The organism is Acetivibrio clariflavus DSM 19732 (assembly GCF_000237085.1).
Lineage (GTDB): Bacteria > Bacillota > Clostridia > Acetivibrionales > Acetivibrionaceae > Acetivibrio > Acetivibrio clariflavus.
Window position 1 is genome coordinate 3043719 of record NC_016627.1, and the last position, 26867, is coordinate 3070585.

The 26867-nt window shown below is 36.0% G+C and carries 19 protein-coding genes and 1 other annotated feature; of the genes, 4 read left to right on the plus strand and 15 right to left on the minus strand.

Annotated features, from left to right (window positions below; translation table 11 throughout):
• Nucleotides 1–245: 245 nt before the first annotated feature.
• Entirely contained in the window at nucleotides 246–1340 is a 1095-nt protein-coding gene (gene ychF / locus CLOCL_RS12875; protein WP_014255760.1) for a redox-regulated ATPase YchF, read from the plus strand.
• Between the two features lie 147 nt (nucleotides 1341–1487).
• Here ychF and CLOCL_RS12880 read toward each other — a convergent pair whose 3' ends face one another.
• On the minus strand, nucleotides 1488–1940 hold the full coding sequence (locus CLOCL_RS12880; RefSeq protein ID WP_014255761.1) for a chemotaxis protein CheW: 453 nt from the start codon (nucleotides 1938–1940) through the stop codon (nucleotides 1488–1490).
• A 234-nt stretch (nucleotides 1941–2174) separates the two neighbouring features.
• Nucleotides 2175–2438: a binding site (T-box leader), on the plus strand.
• A 107-nt stretch (nucleotides 2439–2545) separates the two neighbouring features.
• Between CLOCL_RS12880 and aroF the strand changes: the two genes are divergently transcribed.
• Nucleotides 2546–3559, plus strand: coding sequence for a 3-deoxy-7-phosphoheptulonate synthase (gene aroF / locus CLOCL_RS12885; protein ID WP_014255762.1), 1014 nt, complete (start codon nucleotides 2546–2548; stop codon nucleotides 3557–3559).
• 129 nt (nucleotides 3560–3688) lie between these two features.
• Here the strand turns inward: aroF and CLOCL_RS12890 are convergent, their stop codons facing one another.
• The 5 genes from CLOCL_RS12890 to CLOCL_RS12910 all read right to left on the minus strand — a co-directional run bounded on the left by CLOCL_RS12890 (nucleotide 3689) and on the right by CLOCL_RS12910 (nucleotide 12037).
• A complete protein-coding gene (locus tag CLOCL_RS12890; protein WP_014255763.1) occupies nucleotides 3689–5422 on the minus strand; it encodes a sensor domain-containing diguanylate cyclase in 1734 nt (577 codons plus the stop codon).
• 177 nt (nucleotides 5423–5599) lie between these two features.
• The gene (locus CLOCL_RS12895; protein ID WP_014255764.1) at nucleotides 5600–7828 is read right to left on the minus strand and encodes a glycoside hydrolase family 95 protein; all 2229 of its coding nucleotides are present in this window, start codon (nucleotides 7826–7828) and stop codon (nucleotides 5600–5602) included.
• A 186-nt stretch (nucleotides 7829–8014) separates the two neighbouring features.
• Nucleotides 8015–9337, minus strand: a complete 1323-nt coding sequence (gene melA / locus CLOCL_RS12900) for an alpha-glucosidase/alpha-galactosidase (RefSeq protein ID WP_014255765.1) — start codon at nucleotides 9335–9337, stop codon at nucleotides 8015–8017.
• Nucleotides 9338–9748: 411 nt separating this feature from the next.
• Nucleotides 9749–10879: a GGDEF domain-containing protein gene (locus CLOCL_RS23540; RefSeq protein ID WP_014255766.1), complete on the minus strand. Its 1131-nt coding sequence runs from the start codon at nucleotides 10877–10879 to the stop codon at nucleotides 9749–9751.
• 255 nt (nucleotides 10880–11134) lie between these two features.
• Nucleotides 11135–12037, minus strand: coding sequence for a DMT family transporter (locus CLOCL_RS12910; protein ID WP_014255767.1), 903 nt, complete (start codon nucleotides 12035–12037; stop codon nucleotides 11135–11137).
• Nucleotides 12038–12256: 219 nt separating this feature from the next.
• On the opposite strand from CLOCL_RS12910, the gene CLOCL_RS12915 reads away from it, so the two are divergent.
• Complete coding sequence (locus CLOCL_RS12915) at nucleotides 12257–12670, plus strand: flagellar protein (protein ID WP_014255768.1); 414 nt, start codon at nucleotides 12257–12259, stop codon at nucleotides 12668–12670.
• A 126-nt stretch (nucleotides 12671–12796) separates the two neighbouring features.
• Here the strand turns inward: CLOCL_RS12915 and CLOCL_RS12920 are convergent, their stop codons facing one another.
• From CLOCL_RS12920 to CLOCL_RS21140, 5 genes are all read right to left on the minus strand, one after another.
• Nucleotides 12797–13375: a lytic transglycosylase domain-containing protein gene (locus CLOCL_RS12920; protein WP_014255769.1), complete on the minus strand. Its 579-nt coding sequence runs from the start codon at nucleotides 13373–13375 to the stop codon at nucleotides 12797–12799.
• A gap of 100 nt (nucleotides 13376–13475) precedes the next feature.
• On the minus strand, nucleotides 13476–14063 hold the full coding sequence (gene coaE, locus CLOCL_RS12925; protein WP_014255770.1) for a dephospho-CoA kinase: 588 nt from the start codon (nucleotides 14061–14063) through the stop codon (nucleotides 13476–13478).
• A gap of 128 nt (nucleotides 14064–14191) precedes the next feature.
• Nucleotides 14192–16882, minus strand: coding sequence for a DNA polymerase I (gene polA / locus CLOCL_RS12930; protein WP_014255771.1), 2691 nt, complete (start codon nucleotides 16880–16882; stop codon nucleotides 14192–14194).
• A gap of 53 nt (nucleotides 16883–16935) precedes the next feature.
• Nucleotides 16936–17103, minus strand: a complete 168-nt coding sequence (locus CLOCL_RS22590; protein ID WP_014255772.1) for a hypothetical protein — start codon at nucleotides 17101–17103, stop codon at nucleotides 16936–16938.
• Nucleotides 17104–17310: 207 nt separating this feature from the next.
• Complete coding sequence (locus CLOCL_RS21140; RefSeq protein ID WP_014255773.1) at nucleotides 17311–18519, minus strand: anti-sigma factor family protein; 1209 nt, start codon at nucleotides 18517–18519, stop codon at nucleotides 17311–17313.
• A 415-nt stretch (nucleotides 18520–18934) separates the two neighbouring features.
• Between CLOCL_RS21140 and CLOCL_RS12945 the strand changes: the two genes are divergently transcribed.
• The gene (locus CLOCL_RS12945) at nucleotides 18935–20224 is read left to right on the plus strand and encodes an IS110 family RNA-guided transposase (RefSeq protein ID WP_014254024.1); all 1290 of its coding nucleotides are present in this window, start codon (nucleotides 18935–18937) and stop codon (nucleotides 20222–20224) included.
• Between the two features lie 179 nt (nucleotides 20225–20403).
• On the opposite strand, the gene CLOCL_RS12950 is transcribed toward CLOCL_RS12945, so the two are convergent.
• The 4 genes from CLOCL_RS12950 to smc form a co-directional block, all read right to left on the minus strand.
• Nucleotides 20404–21003, minus strand: coding sequence for a sigma-70 family RNA polymerase sigma factor (locus CLOCL_RS12950; RefSeq protein WP_014255774.1), 600 nt, complete (start codon nucleotides 21001–21003; stop codon nucleotides 20404–20406).
• Nucleotides 21004–21476: 473 nt separating this feature from the next.
• Nucleotides 21477–22133, minus strand: coding sequence for a YdcF family protein (locus tag CLOCL_RS12955; RefSeq protein WP_014255775.1), 657 nt, complete (start codon nucleotides 22131–22133; stop codon nucleotides 21477–21479).
• Between the two features lie 9 nt (nucleotides 22134–22142).
• Nucleotides 22143–23051: a signal recognition particle-docking protein FtsY gene (gene ftsY, locus CLOCL_RS12960; RefSeq protein ID WP_014255776.1), complete on the minus strand. Its 909-nt coding sequence runs from the start codon at nucleotides 23049–23051 to the stop codon at nucleotides 22143–22145.
• Nucleotides 23052–23172: 121 nt separating this feature from the next.
• Entirely contained in the window at nucleotides 23173–26745 is a 3573-nt protein-coding gene (smc, locus tag CLOCL_RS12965; protein WP_014255777.1) for a chromosome segregation protein SMC, read from the minus strand.
• Between the last annotated feature and the right edge of the window lie 122 nt (nucleotides 26746–26867).

The window sequence follows — 26867 nt, forward strand, 5'->3', positions numbered from 1 at the left end:
CGGTAAAACTTGCTGAAATGGCTCAAATTGAAAAGGTAGTTGTTGCATTGAAAAATTTTATAATATATAATTTAGTTTGGTTTATAAAAAAGGCAAGCTTAAAGTTCAGTTTAATAACTTTAAGCTTTATATGTTGAATGTAAAACATATTTTGAAATCCAATTAAAATATGTTTTATCAAAAATAAGGATAATAATAATCAGTATAAGTACTCTGTACTGTATTAGAAAGGATAGATGTTATTAATGAAATTAGGAATAGTCGGTTTGCCAAATGTAGGAAAAAGCACATTGTTTAACGCTATTACAAAAGCAGGTGCCGAAGCTGCCAATTATCCGTTTTGCACTATTGAGCCAAATGTCGGAATAGTTGCAGTTCCGGATGAAAGGCTTGATAAACTTGCTGAAATGTACAACCCGGAAAAAGTAACTCCTACAGTAATAGAGTTCGTTGACATTGCCGGTCTTGTTAAAGGTGCAAGCAAGGGTGAAGGTCTTGGCAATAAGTTTTTGTCCCATATACGTGAAGTGGATGCCATTGTTCATGTTGTAAGGTGCTTTGAGGACAGCAATATTGTACATGTCAGCGGTTCCATCGGTCCTGTGAGGGACGTTGAAACCATTGAAATGGAACTGATTTTAGCCGATATTGAAGTTATGGATAAAAGAATTGACAAGACCAAAAAAATGCTTAAATCCGGCGACAAAAAGTACCAAATCGAACTCGAACTGTATGAAAGAATACAAAAAACCCTCTCGGAAGGTAAACCTGCCCGTTCGATGAAATTTGATCCGGAAGAACAAAAAATGGTTGATCAGTTGTTTCTGCTTACTTCAAAACCTGTGCTTTATGCTGCTAATGTAGATGAAGACGGATTGCGAGATCCTTCCAACAATCCTTTAGTGCAGGAAATTACGGAACATGCTAAAAAGGAAGGCTCGGAAGTAATGGTTATTTGCGCAAAAATAGAAGAAGAAATCGCACAGCTTGACGATGACGAAAAAGCAGAATTTTTAAAAGAACTCGGATTAACTGAATCCGGTTTGGACAGGCTTGTAAAAGCAAGTTATAAATTATTGGGACTTATAAGCTTCCTTACTGCAGGTCCCCAAGAAGTAAGAGCCTGGACAATAGTTAAAGGCACAAAAGCACCTCAAGCTGCTGGAAAAATACACAGTGATTTTGAAAGAGGATTTATAAGAGCCGAAATTGTATCCTTCGATGACCTTATGGCATGCGGCTCGTATAATGCTGCCAAAGAAAAAGGTTTAGTACGTTCTGAAGGTAAGGAATACGTTATGCAGGACGGAGATGTCACTTTGTTCAGATTTAATGTATAATTCCTAAAAAAGCGGCAAGCTTTTGAATTATGTTAAGTAATAAAATTTAGGATTTAAGTTTTATTCTTCAAAAAATCGATATATTTATATAAATAACCTAAAAAAAGCAGTTGCGCTCTTTTTAGGTTATTTTTTATAAGCAATCTATTAATTTTTTACATCGAGACTTTTTATCTCGGTATCGGTAAGTATTGCACTTAGATCCAGTATAGAAATTAATTGGTCACCTTTTTTACCTACGTTTTTTAAATAGGCATTGTGTGTGCCTTTAATTAAATCAGGAGTGTTTTCAATATCCTCAGCCGGAATCTTAATTATTTCCGAAACATCGTTTACTATAAATCCAATCAGCTTACCTTCTATATCATTAATAATTATCTTTGTTTTTTTAGTTATTTCCGTCTCTCCCAAACCAAACCTTTTATTGAGGTTAACTACCGGTACAACTGTACCTCTAAGACTTATTACCCCATCAATAAACTTGGGCATATCAGGCATTTTTGTGATTGACTCGTACTTGACAATTTCTTTGACCTGAGTAGTCTCTACACCACACATTTCATCATTTAGAGTAAATACAACGATTTGAATCCCTTCCATTTGAACTGCCCTCCTTAGTATTTTTAAAAGACCGTTTAAAGAGTGAATTGCTGTGAGAATAATTTCGAAAAGAAATTATACCTGATATATAAATAATATCATATAATATCAAAGAAATGCAAATTTTGTTTGCTAATAAAAAATGCTAATTCCTATAATAATCAATATTATATTCAAATTTTCTATTGACCTGGAAATATTTTAGTGTTAAAATGTATAATAATATTTAAATAGTTAAAAGCGATGATAAGGGAAAGTAGATTATAGTGGCTTTTTTTAGCGAGTCAGGGATGGTGCAAGCCTGATAAAAGTGCTTTAATTGAAGTTCCCCTTAGAGCTGTATGCTGAAAAGTATTTTTACTAAAGTAGGCAATACCGGAGCTTTCACCGTTAAAAGAAAGGGTGTATCGGAATAGAATTAATTCCCGTACATTTATGAGTGGGCTTTTCAGCCAATTTGGGTGGTACCGCGTGGAAAATATACTCCTCGTCCCTTAACGGATGAGGAGTTTTTTATTTACTCCTGTTCCCAGGAAAAGTGAAAATTAGAAAATACGTTGTATAAAACAATTTTCAATAATTTCAATTATAGGAGGTATAATGCTATGATTATCGTTATGAAGCCAAACGCTACAAAAGAAGAAATTGAAAATGTAGAAAAACAGTTATGCGAACTTGGATTCAAAACTCACCCAATATTCGGAGAAGTAAAAACGGTAATAGGTGCCATAGGCGACAAAAGGCATCTAAACACCAATATTATATCAACAATGCCCGGTGTTGAAAGCATTGTCCCCATAATGAAACCTTACAAACTTGCAAGCCGTGAATTAAAACAATCTCCTACAATAGTAGAAGTCGGTGATGTAAAAATCGGCGGTGACGAAATAGTTGTCATGGCCGGACCTTGTGCCATTGAAAATGAAGAAAGTTATATTACCACAGCATTAAAAGTTAAAGAAGCCGGTGCTAAAATTCTCCGCGGCGGAGCCTTTAAGCCGCGTTCCTCGCCCTATTCTTTCCAAGGTCTTGAAGAAGACGGGTTAAAGATTATGGCTGCAGGTCGTGAAGCTACCGGTCTGAAACTAGTCACTGAAGTAGTTGATACCAGAGATGTTGAGCTTGTTTCCTCCTATACCGATATTATACAAATCGGCGCAAGAAATATGCAAAACTTCAGACTGCTAAAAGAAGTTGGTATGGCAAAAAACCCCGTACTACTAAAAAGAGGCCTTTCGGCTACAATAGAAGAATGGCTTATGGCTGCGGAATATATTATGGACAGCGGAAATCCCAACGTAATACTATGCGAAAGAGGTATACGAACTTTTGAAACTTCAACCCGCAACACCATTGACCTCAGTGCAATACCTGTGGTTAAAGAATTTTCCCACCTCCCAATAGTAGTCGATCCGAGCCATGCTTCCGGAACGTGGAAATATGTTAATGCCCTTTCCAAAGGTGCAATTGCCACAGGCGCTGATGGGTTAATAATTGAAGTTCACCTTGAACCAAGCAGAGCTCTTTGCGATGGTGATCAATCACTCAAGCCTTCAAAATTTGCCGAACTCATGAAAGAGCTAAAACCAGTAGCTAACGCTGTAGGTAAAAAACTTTAATCCTGATATAGCGTTAAGGGGCACCAAGCCCCTTAACTTTTCAATGCTATAGACCTCTCTCAATAAATTAAGCAATAATAAAGAATGGTATGCAAAACCAAAGTTAACAAATACTGTAGAATATAAATTTCAAGATTTTAGAACTTGGCTGTCGCAAGAACTTTGACCGCTCTTATCCATTTTGTAAACGGAATATTTCATTTCGATTTTCTTTTGATACATACGCCAGTCTGCAATTTTACTGGCCCCTCGAACCGAATCCACACCTTCTTCATCCGCAAAGCAAAAACCATAGGCAGCACTCATATTCCAGGTAGGATTCTCTTCATTAACTTTTTCCAAAAGCTCATACATCTTTGAAATCAATCGGTCAATATTAAGGTTTTTGGCGTTTTTTATAATAACCAGAAATTCGTCTCCTCCGGTTCTTCCAACAATCCCAATATCTTGGAAAGTTTTCTTTAACACCTGTGAAAATTCCTTAATATAGCGATCACCCTCGTTATGTCCGAGTGTATCGTTTACTTCCTTCAGATCATTTAAATCAAAAACACCAACAGCATAAGATGTAGGATTTCTATCGATTTCATCAAATAATTCCTCAAGCTTCCTCCGATTGATGAGTCCTGTGAGATAATCTGTATACGCCATTTTTTCAAGAGTTGCACTTTCAACATTTTTATAGAACGATATGATGGTATTGGAGCAAAAATCAATGATCAATGAAAAGCAAAAGATAAACATGCCTATGTAAATCTTGCTGGTGTAATGGTCATCTAGTATTATATTCGTATATTTTTGTAAATTGAATCGGATAAGATCTATCATGAAAAAAATAATGGCAGTCGAAAAGCCAAAAAATAACGCCGGGCTCATTGCCACCTTTTTACTTCGAATATCATGAATGAAAATACTGAGAATATAAATTATCATTACTGCCATCAATACATGGCTGACAGTTAAAAAAGCCGGTAAATGTACAATGTTTAAAATCTGAAATACTATTGCAATAGTTATAAATGCCGCCTGTGCAATTAAAATTGTCAGATACGTATATTTTCGAAGTTTGCCGCCTCCAAAAAGGGCTTCCTGGGCAAAATATCCAAACACAAAAATAGGTGCAATATATAATGAAATAAACTCCAAATAAGATTTTACAAGGGGATTATACGAAAATAAAACGGTTAAATCGTGAGAACAAAAAGACCACAAACCTATGCAAATAGAAAACATAGAAATACAAAGCAATTTATAGAATATACTGCTTTTCATCGAATAAACCGTTGCTACAACCAGTAATATCAGAGCAAATATAATTAAAAAAATTAAAACGCATATTACCAGACGGTTTTTTATACAAAAGTCGCGAAAATAATATACGGAATTACTTATTTGCGGTATTACAAAAGAGGAAAATGCAGAATTTTCCGATATTCTAAGCGTAACCCTCAAGGATTGTCCTGCCATTTCCGGTGATAAAGGTATTAAATGATATCCGTAGCTATTCAGCTTGTCCTCTTGATATAGATCTTGCCCGAATTGATATATGGTATTGCCATCGACATCTACCCTGATATCCGAATGAACTGTATAAAAGCTCAGCAATGGGTTATCGGGAAGATATTTCGGTAAAGTAGAGAATAATATAAAAACGTCTCCTTTATTGGCAGGCTTGAATGAAAATTCAGAAAGTTCCACGTCTTTATAAAGCTCATCGTTTATTTTAACTGTCCAATTCTTCTCAAGAGTCATAACTTCATGTTCCAAATTAGTCTTGTCAAAGAAGAAATTTATGGACATAAATACAATAAAAAATATTATCAAAAACTTAATCTCTAAATTTTGCTTGGTACAATTGCGCATCAAAAGCCTCCAAAACGAAGTTCTAGGATTGACTCTTCCCTGGTATCAAAAAAATAAATCAAAAATTGATCCCGTGCTTTTGCGCAAGAAATGCTACGTCTTTTTTATTATAACAAGAATTAATAATATTTTCAATTATAGGCTTATGATGTAAAATAAATCATTTATAAACACCTGTCAAAAGAAACTGTGCGAAAATGCCAACACAGCTTCTTCACCGGCTTCTAAAGAAATCTTAATCCTTTTTTGCTTATAAACAACATCAGTTTGAATTTTATGTTTGGCCTTAATAATACACTTTGTCAATTCACAGTCCTGCCAATGAAGAGATATCTCTGCACCACCGCGAACACATAAGCCCTTTATACTTCCATTCTTCCATACTTTGGGCAAAGCAGGCAGCAAAACAATTCGCTGTTCGGTACTCTGTACCAGCATTTCTGCTATAGCAGCCGTACCGCCAAAGTTACCGTCTATTTGAAAAGGAGGATGATTGCAGAACATATTCGGTAATGTTGATTTTGAGATTAACTGTTCCAAATTTTTATAAGCCTCCTCACCATCCCATAGTTTGGCATAAAGATTAATAATCCAGGCTCGACTCCAGCCTGTATGCCCCCCTCCATGTGCTAGTCTTAGTTCAAGGGTTCGTCTTGCTGCCTCTGCCAATTCAGGAGTGCCATCCACTGTTATCTGAGTCGATGGATGAAGTCCATATAAATGGGATATATGCCTGTGTCCCGGCTCAGCTTCATCATAATCTTCTGTCCATTCCATAATATTTCCCCGTGATCCGATCCGTGTCGGTTCCAATTTCTTCACTGTCTCTTCAATATCCCGATTCATTTGATCACAAACTCTCAATATTTCTGCTGCCTTTATACATTGACTGAATAAATCTCTGAGTATTTGGTTGTCCATGGTAGCACCTATGGTAACTGACCCCTGTACTCCATTCGGAAGAATATAAGTGTTTTCCGGCGATACCGAAGGACAAGTCTTTAGATAACCTTTATCTTCAATTAAAAAATCAAGGAAAAACAAGACCGCTTCTCGCATAATCGGAAATGCCTCTTTTAAGAAATCCTTATCCTGAGTGTACTCATAATGCATCCATAGATGGGTACATAGCCAGGCCGCACCCATAACCCAGTAAGAGGCCGGAATCCAATGGTCCTGAACCGCTGTATCTCCCCATATATCGGTATTGTGATGGGCAACAAATCCGCGGCAATTATACATAGTCCTTGCTGTTTTTTGCCCGTTTGGCACCATCCTTTTAATCAAATCAAACAGAGGTTTATGGCACTCCGACAGGTTACACACTTCTGCCGGCCAATAATTCATCTGAGTATTTATATTAATGGTATATTTTGAATCCCAGGCCGGATTCATGTCTTTATTCCACACACCCTGTAAATTGGCAGGAAGACTTCCCTCTCTGCTGCATGAAATAAGAAGATAGCGTCCGAAATCAAAGTATAATTTTGCCAAACCTTTATCAACTTCTCCTTCTTTCGCTTTCTTCAACCGTTCTTCAGTGGTAAGCTCCTCATATTTTTCTGTTCCGTTAAGTTCAAAACTTACTCTGTTATATAAGCTCATGTAATCTTCTACATGACGTTTTCTCAGGTCATCATAGGATCGATTTGCTGCATCATTTAAAATCTTTTTCAATTGCTCTTTTAGATTTTGAAAACGGAAAGTAGTCCCTGCCGTAAACAATAAAGTAACTGCGTCTGCATCATTAACGATAAGGTGCTCCCCAACCACATCGCAGCTTCCTCCCTCTGCCACAGCCTTTAGCATCATGACAAAATCAAGTCCTCCCTTGCCTAAGTTACCGTCTAGCATAACGGCATCTTGTCCGACTTTTATAACCCTATCATAAAATCTTTCCCTTGTAAGCAGAGCAGAAAAGGAAATCTTTTTATCTCCATCAGATGTAATGCGCATAACCAAAACATCATCTGCTGCCGATAAAAACGTTTCTCTTTTATAAGTATTTTCCGCTACTTTTACTTTCACAGTATGAATTGCATCATCAAGAGACAAGCATCGTATATAGCCGCTTTTATCTCCTTCCATACCTTTGAATCTTATCGTCAGGTCTCCTAGAGATTGATACGGCCTCTGGCTCTGAGGAATTCCCGATAAAGCATATACCATAAGCTCCTCTGCTTCAGGAATCTGTCCTTTTATAATTAATTCCCTTATCTTAGGCAGATTTTTTAAAGCATCGGGATTGTTTCTATCGACAAAAGCCCCATACCAGACACTATCTTCGTTTAGTTGAATGTGCTCAGTTTCTATTGAGCCAAATATCATGGCACCCATGCGCCCGTTCCCGATAGGCAGTGCCTCTTCCCAACAGCCTGCCGGCTTAGTATACCATAACTTGCTCATAGACCTCTTCCCTTCCACTCATAGTCAAATAAGAGAAAAAGCAAATCATCTACGTATAAACTATGTAAATTCTTGCTTATTCTTTAAATATATTTTCACATATAGGTCATAACTTTCTATACGATAAACAAAGGGATGAAATACCCAACTCATCCCTTTTTCTTCTATAAACCATCTATTTACCCATCATCTGTATTCTTTCATATATTCACCATGAGCTAAAATCATCTCATCACACATTTTAACAATATCATCAATGGACAATTCAGCTGCCGTATGAGGATCCAAAATAGCTGCCTGATATATAGCCTCCCTTCTCTTTGTACAAGCTGCTTCTATGGTCAGCAGATGAACATTTATATTTGTCATATTCATGGCCGCCAGTTGAACGGGTAACTTTCCTACATGGCACGGCGAAATCCCATTGCCGTCTACCAGACAGGGAACTTCAACACAAGCATCATAGGGCAGATTTTCAATCAATCCGGTATTTAAAACATTTCCGCCAATTTTAAAAGGCTTATTGGTAATTATGGCTTCCATAATATATGATGCATATTCATTGGTTCTTTCATGGGTTATTTTCCCATCCCGCAGAATATTGTTTTTCTCGTTCTCCCATCCTTCAATCTGGCTGATACATCTTCTGGGATACTCATCTAACGGAATATTGTATTTTTCAATTAATTCCGGGTACTTTGATTTTATAAAAAACGGATTGTATTCGGCATTATGCTCACTGGATTCGGTGCAGTAATAACCGAAATACTTGATGTATTCATATCGAACCATATCATTATGCTTTTCGTTGCTGTTCTTTAAGAGGGCACGTCTTCTAATCTCAGGATATAAATCTTTTCCCTCTTTATCCCTTATATCTAAGAGCCATGCCATATGATTAATACCGGCAATAAAATCACTGCGTCCATCCAGTTTGTCCTCCATACCAAGGTCTTTAAGCAGATAGTATGAACAGATTTGAACGCTGTGGCATAAACCGACGGTACGTATTTTTGTATACCTTTGCATATAACCGGTCAAGATGGACATGGGATTAGTGTAGTTAAGAAAAAGAGCCTTGGGACAAACCTCTTCCATATCTCTTGCAATATCTCTCATAACAGGGATTGTTCTAAGGCCGCGCATAATTCCCCCGATTCCCAAAGTATCGCCTATGGTCTGTCTCAAACCGTATTTCTTTGGAATTTCAAAGTCTATAATAGTACAGGGATCATATCCGCCAACCTGAATTGCATTGATTACAAAATCCGAATCTCTTAAAGCATCTTTTCTTTGTTTTTCACCTAAATATGTATAAATCTTGGCTCTGGAGGAATTAACGTTTTTGTTGATAGCCTTGAGAATAATTTCCGACTCCTCAAGTCGCTTAGGGTCTATATCATATAGGGCAATTTCTGCATCTTTAAGACATGGCGTACACATACAGTCACCAAGCACATTTCTTGCAAACACCGTACTCCCAGCACCTAAAAACGCTATTTTAACCATTATATTCCATCTCCTTATTTAATATAACGCAGGACTATATTGCTCTCAAATTACCGTCAGTTCCGATAGATCCCTGCGAAAACCATGTTCATTATTTTTCTACCCTTGCTGTTTTATTCAATGCTGATAATTTCTCAATATAAATTTATTAATTACCCATTATCATTATTATATTTTAATATTGGGCATGAAACAATGATAAAAATGGTATATTAATTTATCTCTATCGCAATTCAGTTTTTATATCATATTGAAAGGACAAAAGAATTTTGAAACTTGAAAAATATCAGAATTTTCGAACACAGGCAACCTAAGGTCACCGTGTTCTTGCCGAAAGACATGAAAATATCGCTGATTGGATTCTTTCCCTAAAATTATAGAATATCCGAACAATTAAAAGTATTATAAACTTTAATTGCTTAAGTATGTATCTATATCTATCTGAACAGTTTCTCTAAGCTTTCCTATCTCATCATAAGTAACTACTATATTCTTTCCGATTTCCTTTGCATAATACAATGCTTTATCGGCACAATTTATAGCCTCTTTTATATCTTTAGAATGAGTCGGATACTGGGCTATCCCACAACTTACAGTAACCTTGCACTTTGTATTTTCATCTCCTATATTAAAGTTTTGCTTCTCAAGCTGGCTTCTGATTCTATCCCCTATCCCCTTTACAGTTGATATATCCAAATCACTGATAAGCAATATAAACTCCTCTCCTCCGTAACGGAAGGGAATATCAGTTTTTCGAATATTTTGCATGACTATTTCACCAAATATGGATAGAAGTTTATCTCCCCACATATGGCCGTATGTATCGTTGAACTTCTTAAAATTATCAATGTCAAACATCAAAATGTTGAGAGGCTTTCCGGTATAGTCGGAATAAAGTGCTTCTTCTTCAAGCTTTTGATCAAAGTAATGCCTGTTTGCCAGGCCGGTAAGTTTATCGGTTCTTGCTAGCTTAAACTCCCTTTTGTGCATTTCATCATACTTTTTGACTTCGGTAATGAGCAATGAAATTCCATAGGCAGTAATAAGCATGAATAAATTTCTGCTTATCAGTTTCCAATAGTGGAATTCATTTAATCTGCTCCTTTCAGCCCCTAAGGTAAATAAGGAATACATGGAAATGGTGAAGATGGTTATATTTACGATACTTGCTATATCCCTGCTCATACCGTAATAGGCAATTATAAAAAACAGCACTATGAAAATATCCGACTCAATTCCTCCAAGGATATATGAAATAAAGCAAACCAACAGAACATCCGTATAGAAAACAAAACCAACATCTTTTTTAATTTTTTCGGGTTTTTTAAAGGCAATTAGAAGAGATATAATCGAATTGTACAATATGGTCAGCAATAATGTCAGATACACAAAATTTTTGGAAACAGGAAATTCTGAATCAAATAAAAATGCAGGAATAGTAAATACAAGTATAGTCCATCTGAAATACAGCATATTTCGCTTAAACTTAAGCAACTTCTGCTTCTTTTCCTTTATAGACTCATTTATGATTTCATTAACCATAGCTCCCATATTCCTTTTTCATTATTTTTTATTGCTTTTTTCCTTGCACATGTTTTTACTATATTTCTTACCTTTACAGCCCAATCCAGGAAATAATCAAACTATTGTTTTGCTTTTTTTTATTTATCGGTATATTAATAGAAATTAATAAGACATTTTTACACCTCCCACTACAAAAAAATATTATACTAAAAAAAGCGCAGGTGTATTTTTACATATTTAATTTACAATATTTCCCGGAAATTGCAAAAGTTTTTATTGAAGATTTTTACTGTTTTTAGGTGTTTCTTTGTTCCAATAAAGTACCAGGGTTATGCCGAAAATAATTAGTATTGTACCCATAACAAAACCGGAAGTTATCCTTTCACCTAAAATAACCATCGAAAATATTGACGCCAAAACTGGCTTTAAGAAAAATACAAGGGAACCTTTACCGGCACCGGTTTGTGCCAATCCCATAAAATATGTGAGATATGCAATACCTGTTACAAACAAAGACAAATATAATATCTGAAAAGATACTGAATAGTCAAACTTTATAACCGGAACTTTAAATATTATCAAAAACGGCAGCAATGTTAAACTTCCGAGCAAAAAGGAATAGGAATTCATTTTAAGACTGCCTATTTTCTTAGACACTTTTCCACCCAAAACGGTATACAAGCCATATAGCAATGCTGACAATAAAGCCAGCACCGGGCTTTTTAAGTTGACATGGTCAATTTTAATTCCATCGAGCGATATCAAAATCACACCCAAAACCCCAAACAACAGTCCAAAAATCTTGTTTAAATTGATTTTTTCGCCAGTAATAAATGCTGCAAAAAATGTTACAAAAATAGGATTGCTGCTAAATATCACTGCTGCAATTGAGGCTTTAGAATCCGGCATGTTCAGACTAAGTTGAAGCAGATTCATACTTAAAACTACATTAATTATTCCCACTATCATTACTTTTCCAAGATCTTTGGATTCTATCGAGATATCGCCTTTGGCTAATAGTACAATAAAAAGTAAAATACCGCCGATAAAAAATCTTAAGAAATTGACTTGAAATGGGTTAACTCTATTTACTAAAGTCTTGCTTACAACTTCATAGGTACTGAAAAAAATGATAGTAATTAAAATATATAAATAACCTAATTTGCCTGGCTTCAAAATGCTTATCCTTTCCAGTTTTTACTTACAACAATATTATATTGTATTGTTTTAAATTTTACATAGGCCTATTTTCCTATGTTCGATCCTATTAAATTAAGCCTACAAATTTAAGTCTCCGTATTCATTAACATAAAACTACAAAAATTGTATAATAATATTGTACAATAATATTATAGTAATCCATTGGTCAAATGTCAAAGGCAAGGTGGTATTTTTATGGATGTTATTTGTTGCGAACAATGCGGTAAACTATTTAATTCAATGGGTTTCTTCAGACTATGTCCCGTTTGCACCGAAAGAGATGAAAAAGATTTTTCCATGATAAAAGAATACCTTTCGGAACATCCCCTTGCAAAGATTTTCGATGTTGCTAATGACTTAAGCATTCCTATAAAACAGATTAAACGCTATCTTAAAGAAAGCAGACTTGAAATAATTGAGCAAAATAATAGATTTCTTTTATGCGAAGATTGCGGCAAACCTATCAGAACAGGAAGATACTGTGATGAATGCTATAGAAAACATCATCGATATTTAAATACATATTATGTTGGCAATACAAGCAAAAAATATCCTTCCAGAATAAACTTTACTTCAAATAACAAAGAAACAATAGCTTCCCCCCGATAAAATACCCCGATAACATAGATAACCTGCATTAAAGCTATAAAAGAATAGCTTTAATACAGGTTATCTATGTTTATGACTCTTTTTATAAAAATAAAATATTGTTACTTCATAAATTGATTTAAAATGCTATATTTCCTTTCGATACAGTTTTTCATAAATTTTGCGATAATTATTAACTTTTTTTACGTAATTTTCAGTTTCCTTAAAAGGTATCCTTTCCAACGATTTTCCAGAGCTGCTATATTGTTTGTCTTTCAGCCATTTTTGTACATTACCTATTCCTCCGTTATAAGCGGCTAAAACAAGATCATTGTTGATTTCTCCACTGCATTTATAAATTTCATTTCTCAGGTTTCTTAAATACCAGCATCCTATTTTAATGTTTATTTCAGGGTCATACAAAGATTCTACTTTAAATCCCTCAATGCCCATCTTTTCAGCTGCCCAAATGCCCGTATCGTCAATTATCTGCATCAAGCCCCTCGCATTTTTATGAGATGTTGCATTCGGATTAAAATTACTCTCGGCCTTTATTACCGAAAACACCAAAAGCGGGTCTAAATCGTTTTCTCTTGCATATTTTATAACCAAATTTTTATATCTTAAAGGAAACATGCTTTTCCCGATACTGTCGAGCAAAAATAAAATTGCTGCAAAAGCAATAATAACTACTATTACATTCTTTAAACTTCTTATTCTCAGCATTCCTAATACCTGCCTCATCAATGTTGCTATAGTTTTTTACACTACTTATTTTCAGTCTTTTAAAATTTACACACATCAGCTCTTATTAACACAAATTATATTATATGGAACTAATAAAAAAATATTTTTCAACCTGCAGTCTCAATTCCTCAATAGAACCATTATTGACTATTACTCTGTCAGAAATACTCAAGTAAAATTCATCACTTAACTGGGAATTAATTCTGTCCTCTACTTCATTGTATGTCAGACCGCTTCGTTCCATAACTCTTTTTATTCTAACTTCTTTGTCCGCAATAACAGTCCAAATCTCATCTACTACATCAGTAAATCCATGCTCTATGGGAATTGGTGCATCAACAACGACTGTTTCGTCTTCTTTTATTTTTTTTATCTCTTCAATAATCTTTTCTGCAATATAATTATGAGTTATCCTGTTTAACGCTTCCAGCTTCTTTTTATCTTTAAACACTATGCCGGAAAGCTTCTTTCTGTCTAAATTTCCTTCCGAATCCAAAACAGCCTCACCGAAATAGTTTACTATTTCCTCCAGTGCTTTCTGTCCCTTTTGCACTATTTGCCTTGCCAACACATCGGCATCAATAACCTGTGCTCCAAAAGAGGCAAGGATTTTAGATACCGTACTTTTACCGCTTCCAATTCCTCCGGTTACTCCAATTATTCTCATTATAACTCCATCCTATTCCTATCACTTAGTGATATATCATTTATGATAGTTACAAGAGGTATACATCAAAATACGCATTTAATTACATTAAAATTCAAAACAGCTTGAGAATCTTAACTAAATTTAAGCTATTTTGTCTCATACCAATTAGAACCTGATTTTACTTCCACACTTAAAGGAACACTCAATTTAACTGCATTTTCCATGCTCTCTTTCAAAATGGTTGTCACTTCTTCCACTTCACTAACATGCGCTTCAATAATGAGTTCGTCGTGAACCTGCAGAATCAGCCTTGATTTAAGTTTTCTTGCCTTTAGCTCTTTATATACTTTAACCATTGCAATTTTGATAATATCGGCAGCACTTCCTTGAATAGGTGTATTCATAGCTATTCTTTCGCCAAAAGACCTGATATTGAAATTGCTGGATTTAAGCTCGGGCAAATATCTTCTCCTGCCAAACAATGTAGTGACAAAGCCAAATTCCTTTCCCTGAACTACAATGTCATGCATATACTTTTTTACATTGGCATACTTCTCAAGATACCCGTCAATATACGCCCTAGCCTCTTTTCTTGTTATGCCAAGGTCTTTTGAAAGACTGAAATCTCCAATTCCATATACTATTCCAAAGTTTACCGCCTTTGCTTTGGACCTCAACAGAGGAGTCACTTCGTTAATTGGCACTCCAAATACCTTTGAAGCCGTTGAAGCATGAATATCTTCATTTTTATTGAAGGCTTCAATCATGTTGACATCGCCGGTTATATGCGCCAATACTCTGAGCTCTATCTGGGAGTAGTCGGCATCCACCAACCTGTAATTTTCATCACTTGATACAAAAGCCTTCCTTATATTCCTTCCCATTTCAAGTTTAATGGGAATATTCTGAAGATTAGGCTCTGTACTGCTTATTCTGCCCGTTACAGTAACAGTCTGGTTAAAACTGGAATGAATTTTCCCGGTAACAGGATTTATAACCGACATCAAGCCATCAATATAAGTAGACTTCAATTTTATCAACTGACGATACTCAAGGATTTTAGGTATAATTTCATGCTTGTCGGCAAGCTCCTCCAAAACCTCTGCATCGGTGGAATATCCTGTCTTAGTCTTTTTTATAACAGGCAGTTCCAGTTTTTCAAACAGTATTACACCCAATTGTTTGGTAGAGTTAATATTAAACTCTTCCCCAGCAAGTTCGTATATTTTCACGGTAAGTTCCTGGATTTTTTCATCCAACTGCCTTGAGATGGACATAAGTTCATTAACATTGACCTTAAACCCGTAATATTCCATATCTGCAAGAACCTCAACCAATGGTAGCTCAATTTCATAGTAAAGTTTTATCTGATCGTTTTCTCCAAGTTTTTCTTCAATTTTGTTCTTGCATTTAAATATTACTTCCGGATACAGGCCTGCAACATTTTTAAGTTCTTCCTCATCCATAGCATCAAAAGGCATAAAATTCCTACCCTTGCCCGCCATCTCTTCTACCGACTTTACACTTAAGCCCAGATAATCGTTTGCCAATTCCGAGATGGTATAAGTGTCGCGGGAAGGATTTATGATATATGCCCCTATCATGGTGTCAAAGGCAATTCCGTTTAACTCAATCCCTCTGTTCTTTAAATATACAATAAAATTCTTCAGATCATGTCCGTATTTCTTGATGTCGGAATCTTCAAAAATACTTTTGAATTCTTCTAAAAATTCCTTCTCATTATAATCTTCATTAAATGCCAGATAATACGAGTTTCCCTCTTTAGCTGATATAGAAATACCCGAAAGTTTGTTTGTAAACTTATCAACTTTATCTATCAAATAATAAAAGGACATCTCTTTTTCTTCGAAAATCTCGTTTTTTAATTCCAAAATTCCTTGTTTGTCTTTAATTCTCTTTATATTAACTTTAAAAGATTCCTGATTCTGACTGTCTTTCAATCCGAATTTTTCAATAAAACTTTTAAACTCCAAACGCTTAAAAAGTTCATAAAGTCTTGGTTTATCAAACTCTACTCTTGCAAGTTCGTCAATATTGCACAAAAAGGGCATGTTCCTTTCAATTCTGGCCAGTTCCTTGCTCATAAAAGCCTGTTCCTTATAGGTTATAAGCTTCTCTTTAAGCGCTTTTTTTGTAATATTGTCAACATTCTCATACAAATTTTCGATGGTGCCGTAATTTTGAATAAGATCTAAAGCAGTCTTTTCACCTATTCCCGGAACACCGGGTATATTGTCGGATGTATCTCCCATCAGAGCTTTGACATCAATAAACTGAACAGGCTCAATTTTATATTTTCCATGTATTGTCTCAAGATTATACTCTTCTGTCTCGGTTTTACCACCCTTAGTTTTAGGTATCTTAATCCTTATATCCTTGTCTGCAAGCTGTAGTGCATCTCTGTCACCGGTAATGATTATTACCTCCATACCTTTTTGCTGTGCACACAAGGATATGGACCCAAGTATGTCGTCAGCTTCATAGCCTTCCATCTCAAGTCTTTTTATACGCATTGCATCAAGTACTTCCTTGATAACCGGCACCTGAACCCTCAATTCATCAGGCATTCCCTTTCTATTTGCCTTGTAACCGTCAAATTGCTTATGTCTGAATGTAGGTGCCTTCAAATCGAAAGCAACACAGATGTACTGTGGATTCTCCTCTTCAATATACTTATTCATTATGTTTATAAATCCATAAACAGCATTAGTATACAATCCATCCGATGTTGCCAAAAGATTAGGGCCTTGCAGACCATAAAAAGCCCTGTTCAATATACTATTTCCATCAATAACCATTAATTTTTTCTTATTCATTGGCATCCTCTCATATCACAAGTTCATTACTAATATTTCTCAATATCCGATTTTTATCCATTATTTTCAACGTTTCCGTTAAGTAACAAAGTTATATTTTCACCTTCAAAATATCTATTATCAGAATCATCGGCGGGAATACAAATTTCCATTTCATAGTCCTCAGATTTTAAAATGGCATAGCCGTTCTCGATTCTGTCAACAACCGCTTTGATTTCCATCAGTACCATCACCTTTTTATGTATAATTATTATTCAGTGCATACAAAACCATTTTACACAAAAACAAAACAGCAGTAAACTGCTGTTTTGGATATTTTTTAATATATTTCTGTAGCTAACTCCAACAATAAAAGATTAATACCGTACCTGTTCAAAAAAACATAATTTCAAATTCTTTTACAGTGCAATTTATATGTTTTCCATCTATCAATTATCCACTATAGTGATATTGACTCTTATTTTACTGCTTGAGTTTATACTATTCAACTGATTAAGTATATTTTCTTTTTCCTGCATAAGAGATTTATATTCATCGGTATTGGTCTTCTTACTGTTTTCAAGCTCGATAATCCGGCCTTCCACATCTTTGAGTCTTTTGTTTAATTCCTCTTCATTATTGACAATATAATACTTGCCTTTATATTTATCCTTAATCTCTTTTATAAATTTGTCATAATTTAATTTATCCATACTATAGCTTACAACATAATCTGCCTTATTAGTCAAGGTAAACTCCGGATTTCCTCCAACTAATAAATCTTTTGCCATATTTGAACCAGAGGCATTGGTATCATCCTCTTTAATTTTTGTACCGAATTTACCGGCAATCTCATTTATCTTCAATATATCCGTTTCAAAATCACTGGAATATGCAGTCAAACCAATAACAGGCACCTCCAGTTCTTCCCCGAATTGCATAGCCAGCGAGTAAGTGCCGTCACTGGTTTCAGTACCATCACTAAACTTAAACATAACCGTTTCATCCGGTGCATTTTTCTGGTCAGCAGTTGATGTCGCACCTGAAGCAGCCGAAACATTTTTATCAGATTCTACATTAAATTTATTCTCATTACTATTATTTTGAGAATCTGTCTCATCGGAATTATATAATTCCGCGCTACGTACTATCTCTTCACTCATTTCATACGTATACATCTGGGTCTCATCTGCGGCTTCAATACTTAAAACATCATCCTTTTCTTTATCAAATGCTTTTATGTCAGTATTATAAACCACATCACCGGTAGGTTCGATTTCTGTTCCCGATGAATTGGTATTTTTAGTAGTTATTCCTTTATACATAAATCCACGTACTGCAAATATTAATATAAAAATTGCAGCAACGGAAGCTACCGTTCTCATTAAACTGTTTCTCATATATATAATTTTCTTGTTTTCATTCATATTCTTTTGTTCTAACTTTAACTTTTCATGCAAAACTTCATTAAAATCTTCCGGCAATTCAACTTCATCCAGTTCATTGCACATTTTTATTATTTCACGCAGCTGTTCAAGCTCTGTTTTACATGAACTGCACAATTCAATATGTTTTTCGACAGCTTTAGCTGTTGCATCGTCCAACTCATTGTCAATATATAATGATAATAATTCTAAAATTTCTTCGCAATTTTTCACTTTTATCCCCTCCTTGTACAATTAATATTGTATTAAATCAGTGACCGAAGCCACTGTTCGACCCATTAAAATTCATTGTTAACATAACACTTCAAACTTCATTCTTTTCTAAACATCAAGCACATCATCCGGCTTCACATCTTAGCCATTTTGCCAGCAACTGTTGGCCTGAACCTTGACAATCATGTATAATATCTTCCGGACTTGGAAGGTGAGTGTTTCACCTCCTGGGACGGACCTTAGCGGGCCGATTACCCGTAAGAAAGAGTATTTATCCATTCCGGTAAGTCTACATGATTTGGCTGGTTGAGGCCAGCTCTTTGGCTGGTTCCTCGTGTCACATGCAAGGTTGTTTGCTTACATGGGAAGGAATGGAGGCTTTTAAGTCCATTAATCTTAAAAAGGAGGCATTTTAATGAATTTCAGACCCATTGCAGGAATTGATGTGGGTAAGTTCTTCAGTGAAATGGCGATTCTTTCTCCTACCAATGAAGTGGTTGCCCGCATGAAGATTCACCATGATTCCAATACCGACGTTGAAAGAGCCGTTGAATTGCTTAATAAAACGGAAAAAGATTTTGCTTCAAGGCCTTTCATAGTCATGGAATCCACCGGGCACTATCACAAAATCCTTTTCCATTCACTTTGTAAAGCTGGATTTGAGGTTTCGGTAACAAACCCCATCCAAACTGATTCTATCAAAAATATTGGAATCAGAAAAGTGAAAAATGATAAAGTGGATGCCCGGAAAATTGCCCTACTCTATAGATTTCAGGAACTTAAGTCAACCAACATCCCCAATGAGGATATTGAGTGCCTAAGGAGCCTATGTCGCCAGTACTACAAACTGAGTGATGAGCTTACCGCCTACAAAAACAGGCTTACCGGTATTGTTGACCAACTCATGCTTAACTTCAAGGATGTCTTCTCCAATATATTTTCAAAGGCTGCTATGGCTGTCCTGGAGGAGTATCCTACTCCTGCCCATATTCTTAAGGCTGACAGGAACAAGCTGATTTCACTGATTCAGAAGAAATCCCGCAAAAGTCTCAAATGGTCAACTGCCAAGTATGAGCTTCTGGTCTCCAAGGCCAGAGATTTTGCACCTCTGAGCATTCATAATGCCTCAAATGTTATTATGCTGGGCGTATATATCTCCATGATCAAAACCTTGGAAGAAAGCCTGGAGAAAGTCCTTAAGTCCATTCGTCTACTGATTGCTGAAGATATGGCGAAGGATATGCCCATGCTGGCATTGACGCTTGAACTTTTGCAGAGCCTGCCAGGTATAGGCCTTCTCTCTGCTGCTACTATTCTTGCGGAGATTGGAGACTTTTCAGCCTTTAAAAAGCCAGGCAAGCTGGTTGCTTATTTCGGCGTTGACCCCTCTGTCATGCAGTCCGGAGAGTTTACCGGCACACGGAACAAGATGTCTAAGAGAGGTTCAAGGCTGCTTCGCAGGGTGCTTTTCACAATTGCTCTTGCTAATATCCGTACCAAGCGGGATAAGACAGCTTGCAACCCTGTGCTGCTGGAGTTCTACCAACAAAAATGCCAGAGTAAGCCTAAGAAAGTAGCTTTGGGAGCTGTTATGCGCAAGCTTGTTTGTATCATCTTTGCTGTCCTAAGGGATAGGAAACCTTACCAGTTACGCAGCCCCCAGGAACACGCTCAAATGCTTGCAGCAAAGCATACAGCAGCTTGATAGTACTGTACTTGATGTTCAGTTTTCAAAGAGCAACTTGCTATTTTAGACCAGCTATTTTATGTCTACCTCACCTAGGTGGTCTTGTTGTCATGCGTTTCATTAACGTCAGGAGCCTAAAAAAATTTCTCAAAATTTTTATTATAAACTCTTGACTTTAATTAGCTGGTCTTTCTATATCATTTGACGAATTCATCATCAAAAAGTTCCTTCTTTGCCTGAAGAATTTTTTTTAGTGCCTGCCTGGCTCTATTTATCCTTGATTTTACCGTACCTTCGGGACAATTAACAATTTTTGAAATTTCATCATAGCTAAATCCCTGAATATCCCTGAGTATAATCATACTTTTATAATCGTCGGGCAATTGCTGAATGGATTCATTAACAATGCTCTTGACTTCGTTACTCTCGGCTTCCATATCCGGGGTGGGAGCATTATCAGGCATTTGCCGCTTTACATCCCCATCATTCAATTCAATATCCTGATCCAAAGATACTATCGTTCTATTTTTTCTCTTACGCAATTCATCGAGACAGACGTTTGCTGTAATTCTGTAAATCCATGTTGAAAACGATGAATCGCCCTTGAAATTTTTTATAGACCTGAAAGCTTTGATAAAAACCTCTTGAGCTAATTCATTTGCATCATCATAGTTACCTACCATTCTGAAGGCTATATTAAATACTTTTTTCTGACAGCCAATTATAAGTTGTTCAAAAGCTTCCAGATCTCCCGATTTTGCCCTTTCTACCAAATCCTTTTCATTGCTGATACTCATGCCGGCAGTCTCACCCCCTGCGCTTTTATATGTAAATTTTCATCTTTAAATTTTTTATCTAAAAAAACTCTTAGTCAAATTCCTTTTAACTATTACTTTTCTGTTTGAAAAAGCTGAATATTCCCCTTTGAAGGATGCATTTTACAAATATAGGCTTGAAGTCTTTGCACAGCGGAGCAACCAGCCTTAAGCACCCTCTTCAAATTAGAAAAAAACTCCCTTTTCCTTCCTCAATACAGAAATTATCACAAATGAGTCAAGTCTCCCTATATTACAATAATTTCAATGCCAAAATTAATTTTTTCCGGGACTTTAACCAAACCAGATTTGCACATTATGTATTCAAATGATATTATACCTTTTTTTCGTTCTCTTTGAAACTGCTAATGAAAATAAGTCATAAAATTTTAACATTCAGTCAAAAGTGAATATATAATTTTATGACTTTTATAGGAATCTGAAAAGTCATCCCGTTATTTTATTAAATGAGAGGTAAATCCAAATTCGACCAGTTTATCAAAAGCCCTCCACACGTCCTGCGGAATATCCTGATATACCTGAAATCCTTTTTCTGCGTATATTTTTATGCGCTGTAAATCTCCGACCATTATACTTATTACTTCCTCACGGGTAATCTCACCGTCACAATAGGTATTCAAATACTCTTCAAAACCAATTTGAGGAGAAGTTACCATTATCTTTTTTACATCCCATAGTTTTTTGATGGTGGCATAACTTCTTCTTTCCATATAAGGTTTATGAACTGCAATAATAGAATTGACTTCTAATCCCCTATTATTTATCAAATCCCTTGAAAAAATTACATTTTCACCGGTATTTGAAGCCTTTGTTTCCAGTAGCACCTTATCCTCGGGTACACCCATACTTAATACAATCTCTGCAAACTTCTCAGCTTCTGTCTTGTTCCAGAGTTTTTTGGTAATTTTCCCAAATCCCCCGGATATAACCATAAAAGGAGCCAAACCCATAAGACAAAGCTCAGCTCCTCTTTTGGCAACACGAGTGTCATGGCTTCCCAAAACCAATATACAGTCAGCATAAGCCAACTCATGATTCATATGATGATAGTCCCAAATAATTTTTGCATAGTGTTCTACTTCTTTGTTCATATATTCTCCCTATGAAAATAACGCTTCAACAAACTCATCGGCGTTAAATCTCTGCAAGTCATCAATCTTTTCCCCGACTCCAATCAGCTTAACAGGGATATTAAGCTCTGAAGAAATGGCAATTACAATACCGCCTTTAGCTGTACCGTCCAGTTTTGTCAGAACAATACCCGACACCGGAGATACTTCTTTAAAAGTTTTAGCCTGAACAATGGCGTTTTGCCCTGTAGTTGCATCTAAGACCAAAAGCACTTCTTTCGATGCTTCCGGCAACTCTCTGTCAATTATACGGAATATCTTTTTCAATTCATCCATTAAATTCTTTTTATTATGAAGTCTTCCCGCTGTGTCACATATCAATACATCGCTTTTTCTTGCTTTTACTGCCTGTATAGCATCAAATACAACGGCAGCAGGGTCTGAGCCTTCAGAATGCTTTATCAGCTCTACCCCAACTCTATTAGCCCATATTTCCAATTGATCTATAGCGGCTGCTCTAAAAGTATCGGCTGCAGCCATTACAACTTTTTTACCCTTTTGCTTAAGCTGGTTCGCAATTTTTCCAATGGAAGTAGTCTTTCCGACACCATTGACCCCCACTACAACAATAACGCTGGGTGAAGCTTCCACATTTAATTCGGTACTGCCTATTGAAAGCAGTTCCTTTAATTCATCCTTAAGTAATTCCTTGACTTTTAAAGGATCGGTAATCTTGTTCTCTTTCACCTTTTTCTTAAGATCTTCAATAATCCTAAGAGTTGCTTCAGTACCTACATCCGAGGTGATAAGAATTTCTTCCAGTTCGTCAAACAACTCTTCGTCAATTTTCCCGAAGGAAACCAAAACCTGGTCTATTCTCTCGGTTATCGCATTTTTAGTTTTCTTAAGTCCCTCTTTCAGCTTATCAAAAAAACCCATAATTTATATCCTCCATTCAAAATTTCAACTAAAATGATTTTATATAAAATTTCTCATTTATCTTTTTCAACGGCAAATTCCATTAATAAGCCAGTGCCAAAGGCAATTTTTCTTTAACTTTCTAGCTAACCTTTTCGCCCAATTTCAATGACACTACCTTTGAAACACCATGTTCCTGCATGGTAACCCCATAAAGCGTATCACACACTTCCATTGTACCCTTTCTATGGGTAATAACCGCAAATTGCGTCAAGTGCGAATGCTTTTTCAGATACTGTGCAAACTTGTTAACATTGGCATCATCCAATGCTGCTTCAATCTCATCAAGCACACAGAAAGGAGTCGGGTTAAGTCTTAATATAGCAAATAAAAGAGCAATAGCGGTAAATGCCTTTTCTCCTCCAGAAAGCAGCATGAGATTCTGAAGCTTTTTGCCCGGAGGCTGTACTTCAATTTCAATTCCACTCTCTAATACATTTTCCTTGTCCAAAAGAATCAGTTCGGCATGACCTCCGTCAAAAAGCTCTCGAAATACCATATTGAAATTGTCATTTATAAGTTTAAACTGTTCTAAAAATTGGCGTTTCATAATTGATGTCATTTCGTCTATAACCTTTCGGAGCTTTTCCTCAGCCTGTTCCATATCGTTTCTCTGAGCTGTCATAAACTCAAACCGCTCTTTTGTCTTTATATAGTCATCAATTGCTGCTACGTTTACAGGTCCTAACTCCTTTATTTCGTTCCTTATCTCGTTAATCTGTTTTTGAGCCTGAGCAATGCTTCCAATATCCTTTTTAAAGACTAAAGCATTTGTATAGGTGAGTTCGTACTCATCCCACATCCTGTTTTGAATTGCTTCCATCTCTGACTCTATCTTTGCTTTTTTTACTTCTATGCGGTTGTGTTCTTCCTGAAGCAAAAGTATATTTTTGTTAATTTCAGCTATTTTATTCAATATATCTTGCGTTTCTTTTTCGAGTTCTTTCCTCTCTTCAACTATCCTATCTATTTCAAGAGTCTTACCCAGTTTTTCTTCTTCATAACCTTTTATCAAAAGCTTCAAGCCTTCATTTTTTTCATTTAACGATTTGACCTCTTCGAAATTTTTATTCTTTTCCAATCGTTTTCTTTCAATGCTTTTTGTAAGACTTTCCCGCTCAGAAGCAATCCTTTCAATTGCTTCATTGACTCCGGCAATACTGTCCAATATTGAATTGACCGAAATCTTGTAATCGGTAATATCTCTATGCAAAGCATCACGTGCAGACTGGCCTTCTTTATGTTTTTCCTGATATTCGGCCACAATCCTCTTAGCTTCTGCAATTTCATTCTCAATCTGATTCAACTCTTCCAAATATTTCGAAAGCTCCTGCTCGGTATTTTGTACCTGTCTTGACAGCTGTTCCTTCTCCTGCCTGAGCATCTCTATTCTAGCAATAATCCTCTTGATATTATCCTCAATCTGAGCCAAATGACTTTCATCCCTGATTACAATAAGTTCATTGTTTTTTAAACTGTCTTCTTCTATTGAAATATCGTTTATAACTGTTCCGAGTTCCCGGTTCAGTTCATTTATGCTCTCTTCCAAAGCTGTTTCTTCAGCTTTAAGCCGCACCAAGGCTTCTTCCAGTTCTTGTACTTCCCTGTTTCTGCTTAATATCCCCGATTCTCTATGCTCTTTGCTACCTCCTGACATAGATCCGGTAGTACTTAGGATATCCCCTTCAAGGGTAACGATTCTAAAGCTGTACCCGAACTTGCGAGCCATTTTAATACCCGAATCGAGATTGTCAACAATAACAACTTTACCTAAAAAACTCAGTATTATACCTTTATATTCGGGATTATAGGAAATCAAGTCGGAAGCAACACCGATAAAACCTTCCTGATTCCTTATATCTCTTAAAATATTGTCATCAAATGTCTTTCCGTTCACTGAAGAAATAGGCAGGAAAGTTGCTCTTCCCAGTCGGTTGTTTTTCAAATATTCAATTGCCCTTTTGGCATCTTCCTCCGTTGAAGTAACAATGTTTTGCAGTGCCCCTCCAAGAGTCATTTCTATTGCAGTCTCATATTTGCTTTCAACCTTGATCAGCTGTGCCAAAGCCCCATGAATGCCTTTCCCCAATTGCGGTGAATTCTGGCATGCCTGTAAAAGCAGTTTAACGCTCTTACTATATCCCTCAAGGTTTCTTTCCATATCTTTAAGCATTTTTTGTCTTGAGGTCTTAAACTGTATGTCCGATTTTACAGCATTCTGCTTCTTCCTCTCTGCCTCAAGGGCTTGTGCCAACTCCGCCTTTTTCCTGTTTAAAGTTTCCAATTTATCTTTTATACCTTTGATCAAATTTTTAGTCTTTGAAATGCTGTCACAAAGGTCTTCTTTTTTCATCGTCTCTCTGTCTTTTTCCAAAGCCAGTTGCCTAACTTCTTCATCAATACTCAGTTTTCTCTTATTTATAACCTCAATATGGTTTTTAACATTGTTAATCTGGGTCTTTTTATCCGACTGTAAATCCAATTTATCCATTATGTCGGACTTCAAATTTTCAATGTGCCGTTCATGTTCGTTTAATGTAGATAATAAATCCTGAAGCTTTTTTTCGGCTTCCTCTAACTTACCGTTGTATTCGGCAAGCCTTTCATTCAAATACTTTATTTTTTCGTTCTTAGCAGTTTCTTCCTCCGAAATATCAGAAAGCTTCTTTTCTATCTCTTCTATTTCGCCATCAAGCCTTGAAATATTAGAGGAAAGATTGTTCTTTCTCTCGTCATTAAGCTTGATTTCCGAATTGCACTTCTCCAGACTGTTTTCAATATTGTAAAACTCCTGTTTTGAGTTATCAAGCTTTATCTCCAGCTCTTTCAGCAATGAAAGTTTCTTTTGATTAAGCAAAGTAATATCTTCAAGCTTTTTATTCTCATTTTCAATATCTTCTTTGATAGAAATGTAACTTTCCTCAAATTCCTTTATTTTTTCCTTGTACTTAGAAATATTTTCTATATAAACATTTATCTCCAACTCTTTCAAGGTATCCCTAAGATTAAGATATCTTTTGGCAACATCCGATTGCTGTTTTAGCGGTTCTAGCTGTGTTTCCAACTCATTAATAATATCATTGATTCTTAGAAGATTTTGCTTTGTAAGTTCAAGTTTTTTTTCAGCTTCTATCTTTCTAACCTTATACTTCATAATTCCTGAAGCTTCTTCAAAAAGAGCTCTTCTCTCTTCCGATTTTGAACTTAATATTTCGTCAACTCTTCCCTGTCCTATGATAGAGTATCCGTCCTTACCTATACCCGTATCCAATAAAAGCTCATTGACATCTTTTAAGCGGCAGGGGCTTTTATTAATGAAATATTCACTTTCTCCGGAACGGTATACTCTTCTGGTTATAGTAACTTCACTATAATCAATAGGTAAAGCGTGATCTTCGTTGTCAATTGTAAGGGATACTTCCGCAAACCCCAGCTGTTTCCTGTGTTCGGTACCGGCAAAGATAACATCCTCCATCTTGCCTCCTCTTAAAGTTTTAGCACTCTGCTCGCCTAAAACCCATCGGATGGCATCGGATATATTACTCTTACCGCTTCCGTTTGGACCTACAACGGCTGTAATTCCCGAATTGAACTCTATAGTTATTCTGTCGGCAAACGACTTAAATCCCTGCATCTCAAGCCTTTTTAAGTACATCGGAACACCCCGGAATCTATAATTATTCAAACAAATTTCTTATTAATTTTAACATATTTAATTAATTTATCAATAGTATGAAAAGTCAAAGAAGCCATATTAGGCCCATCCCAATAATTATA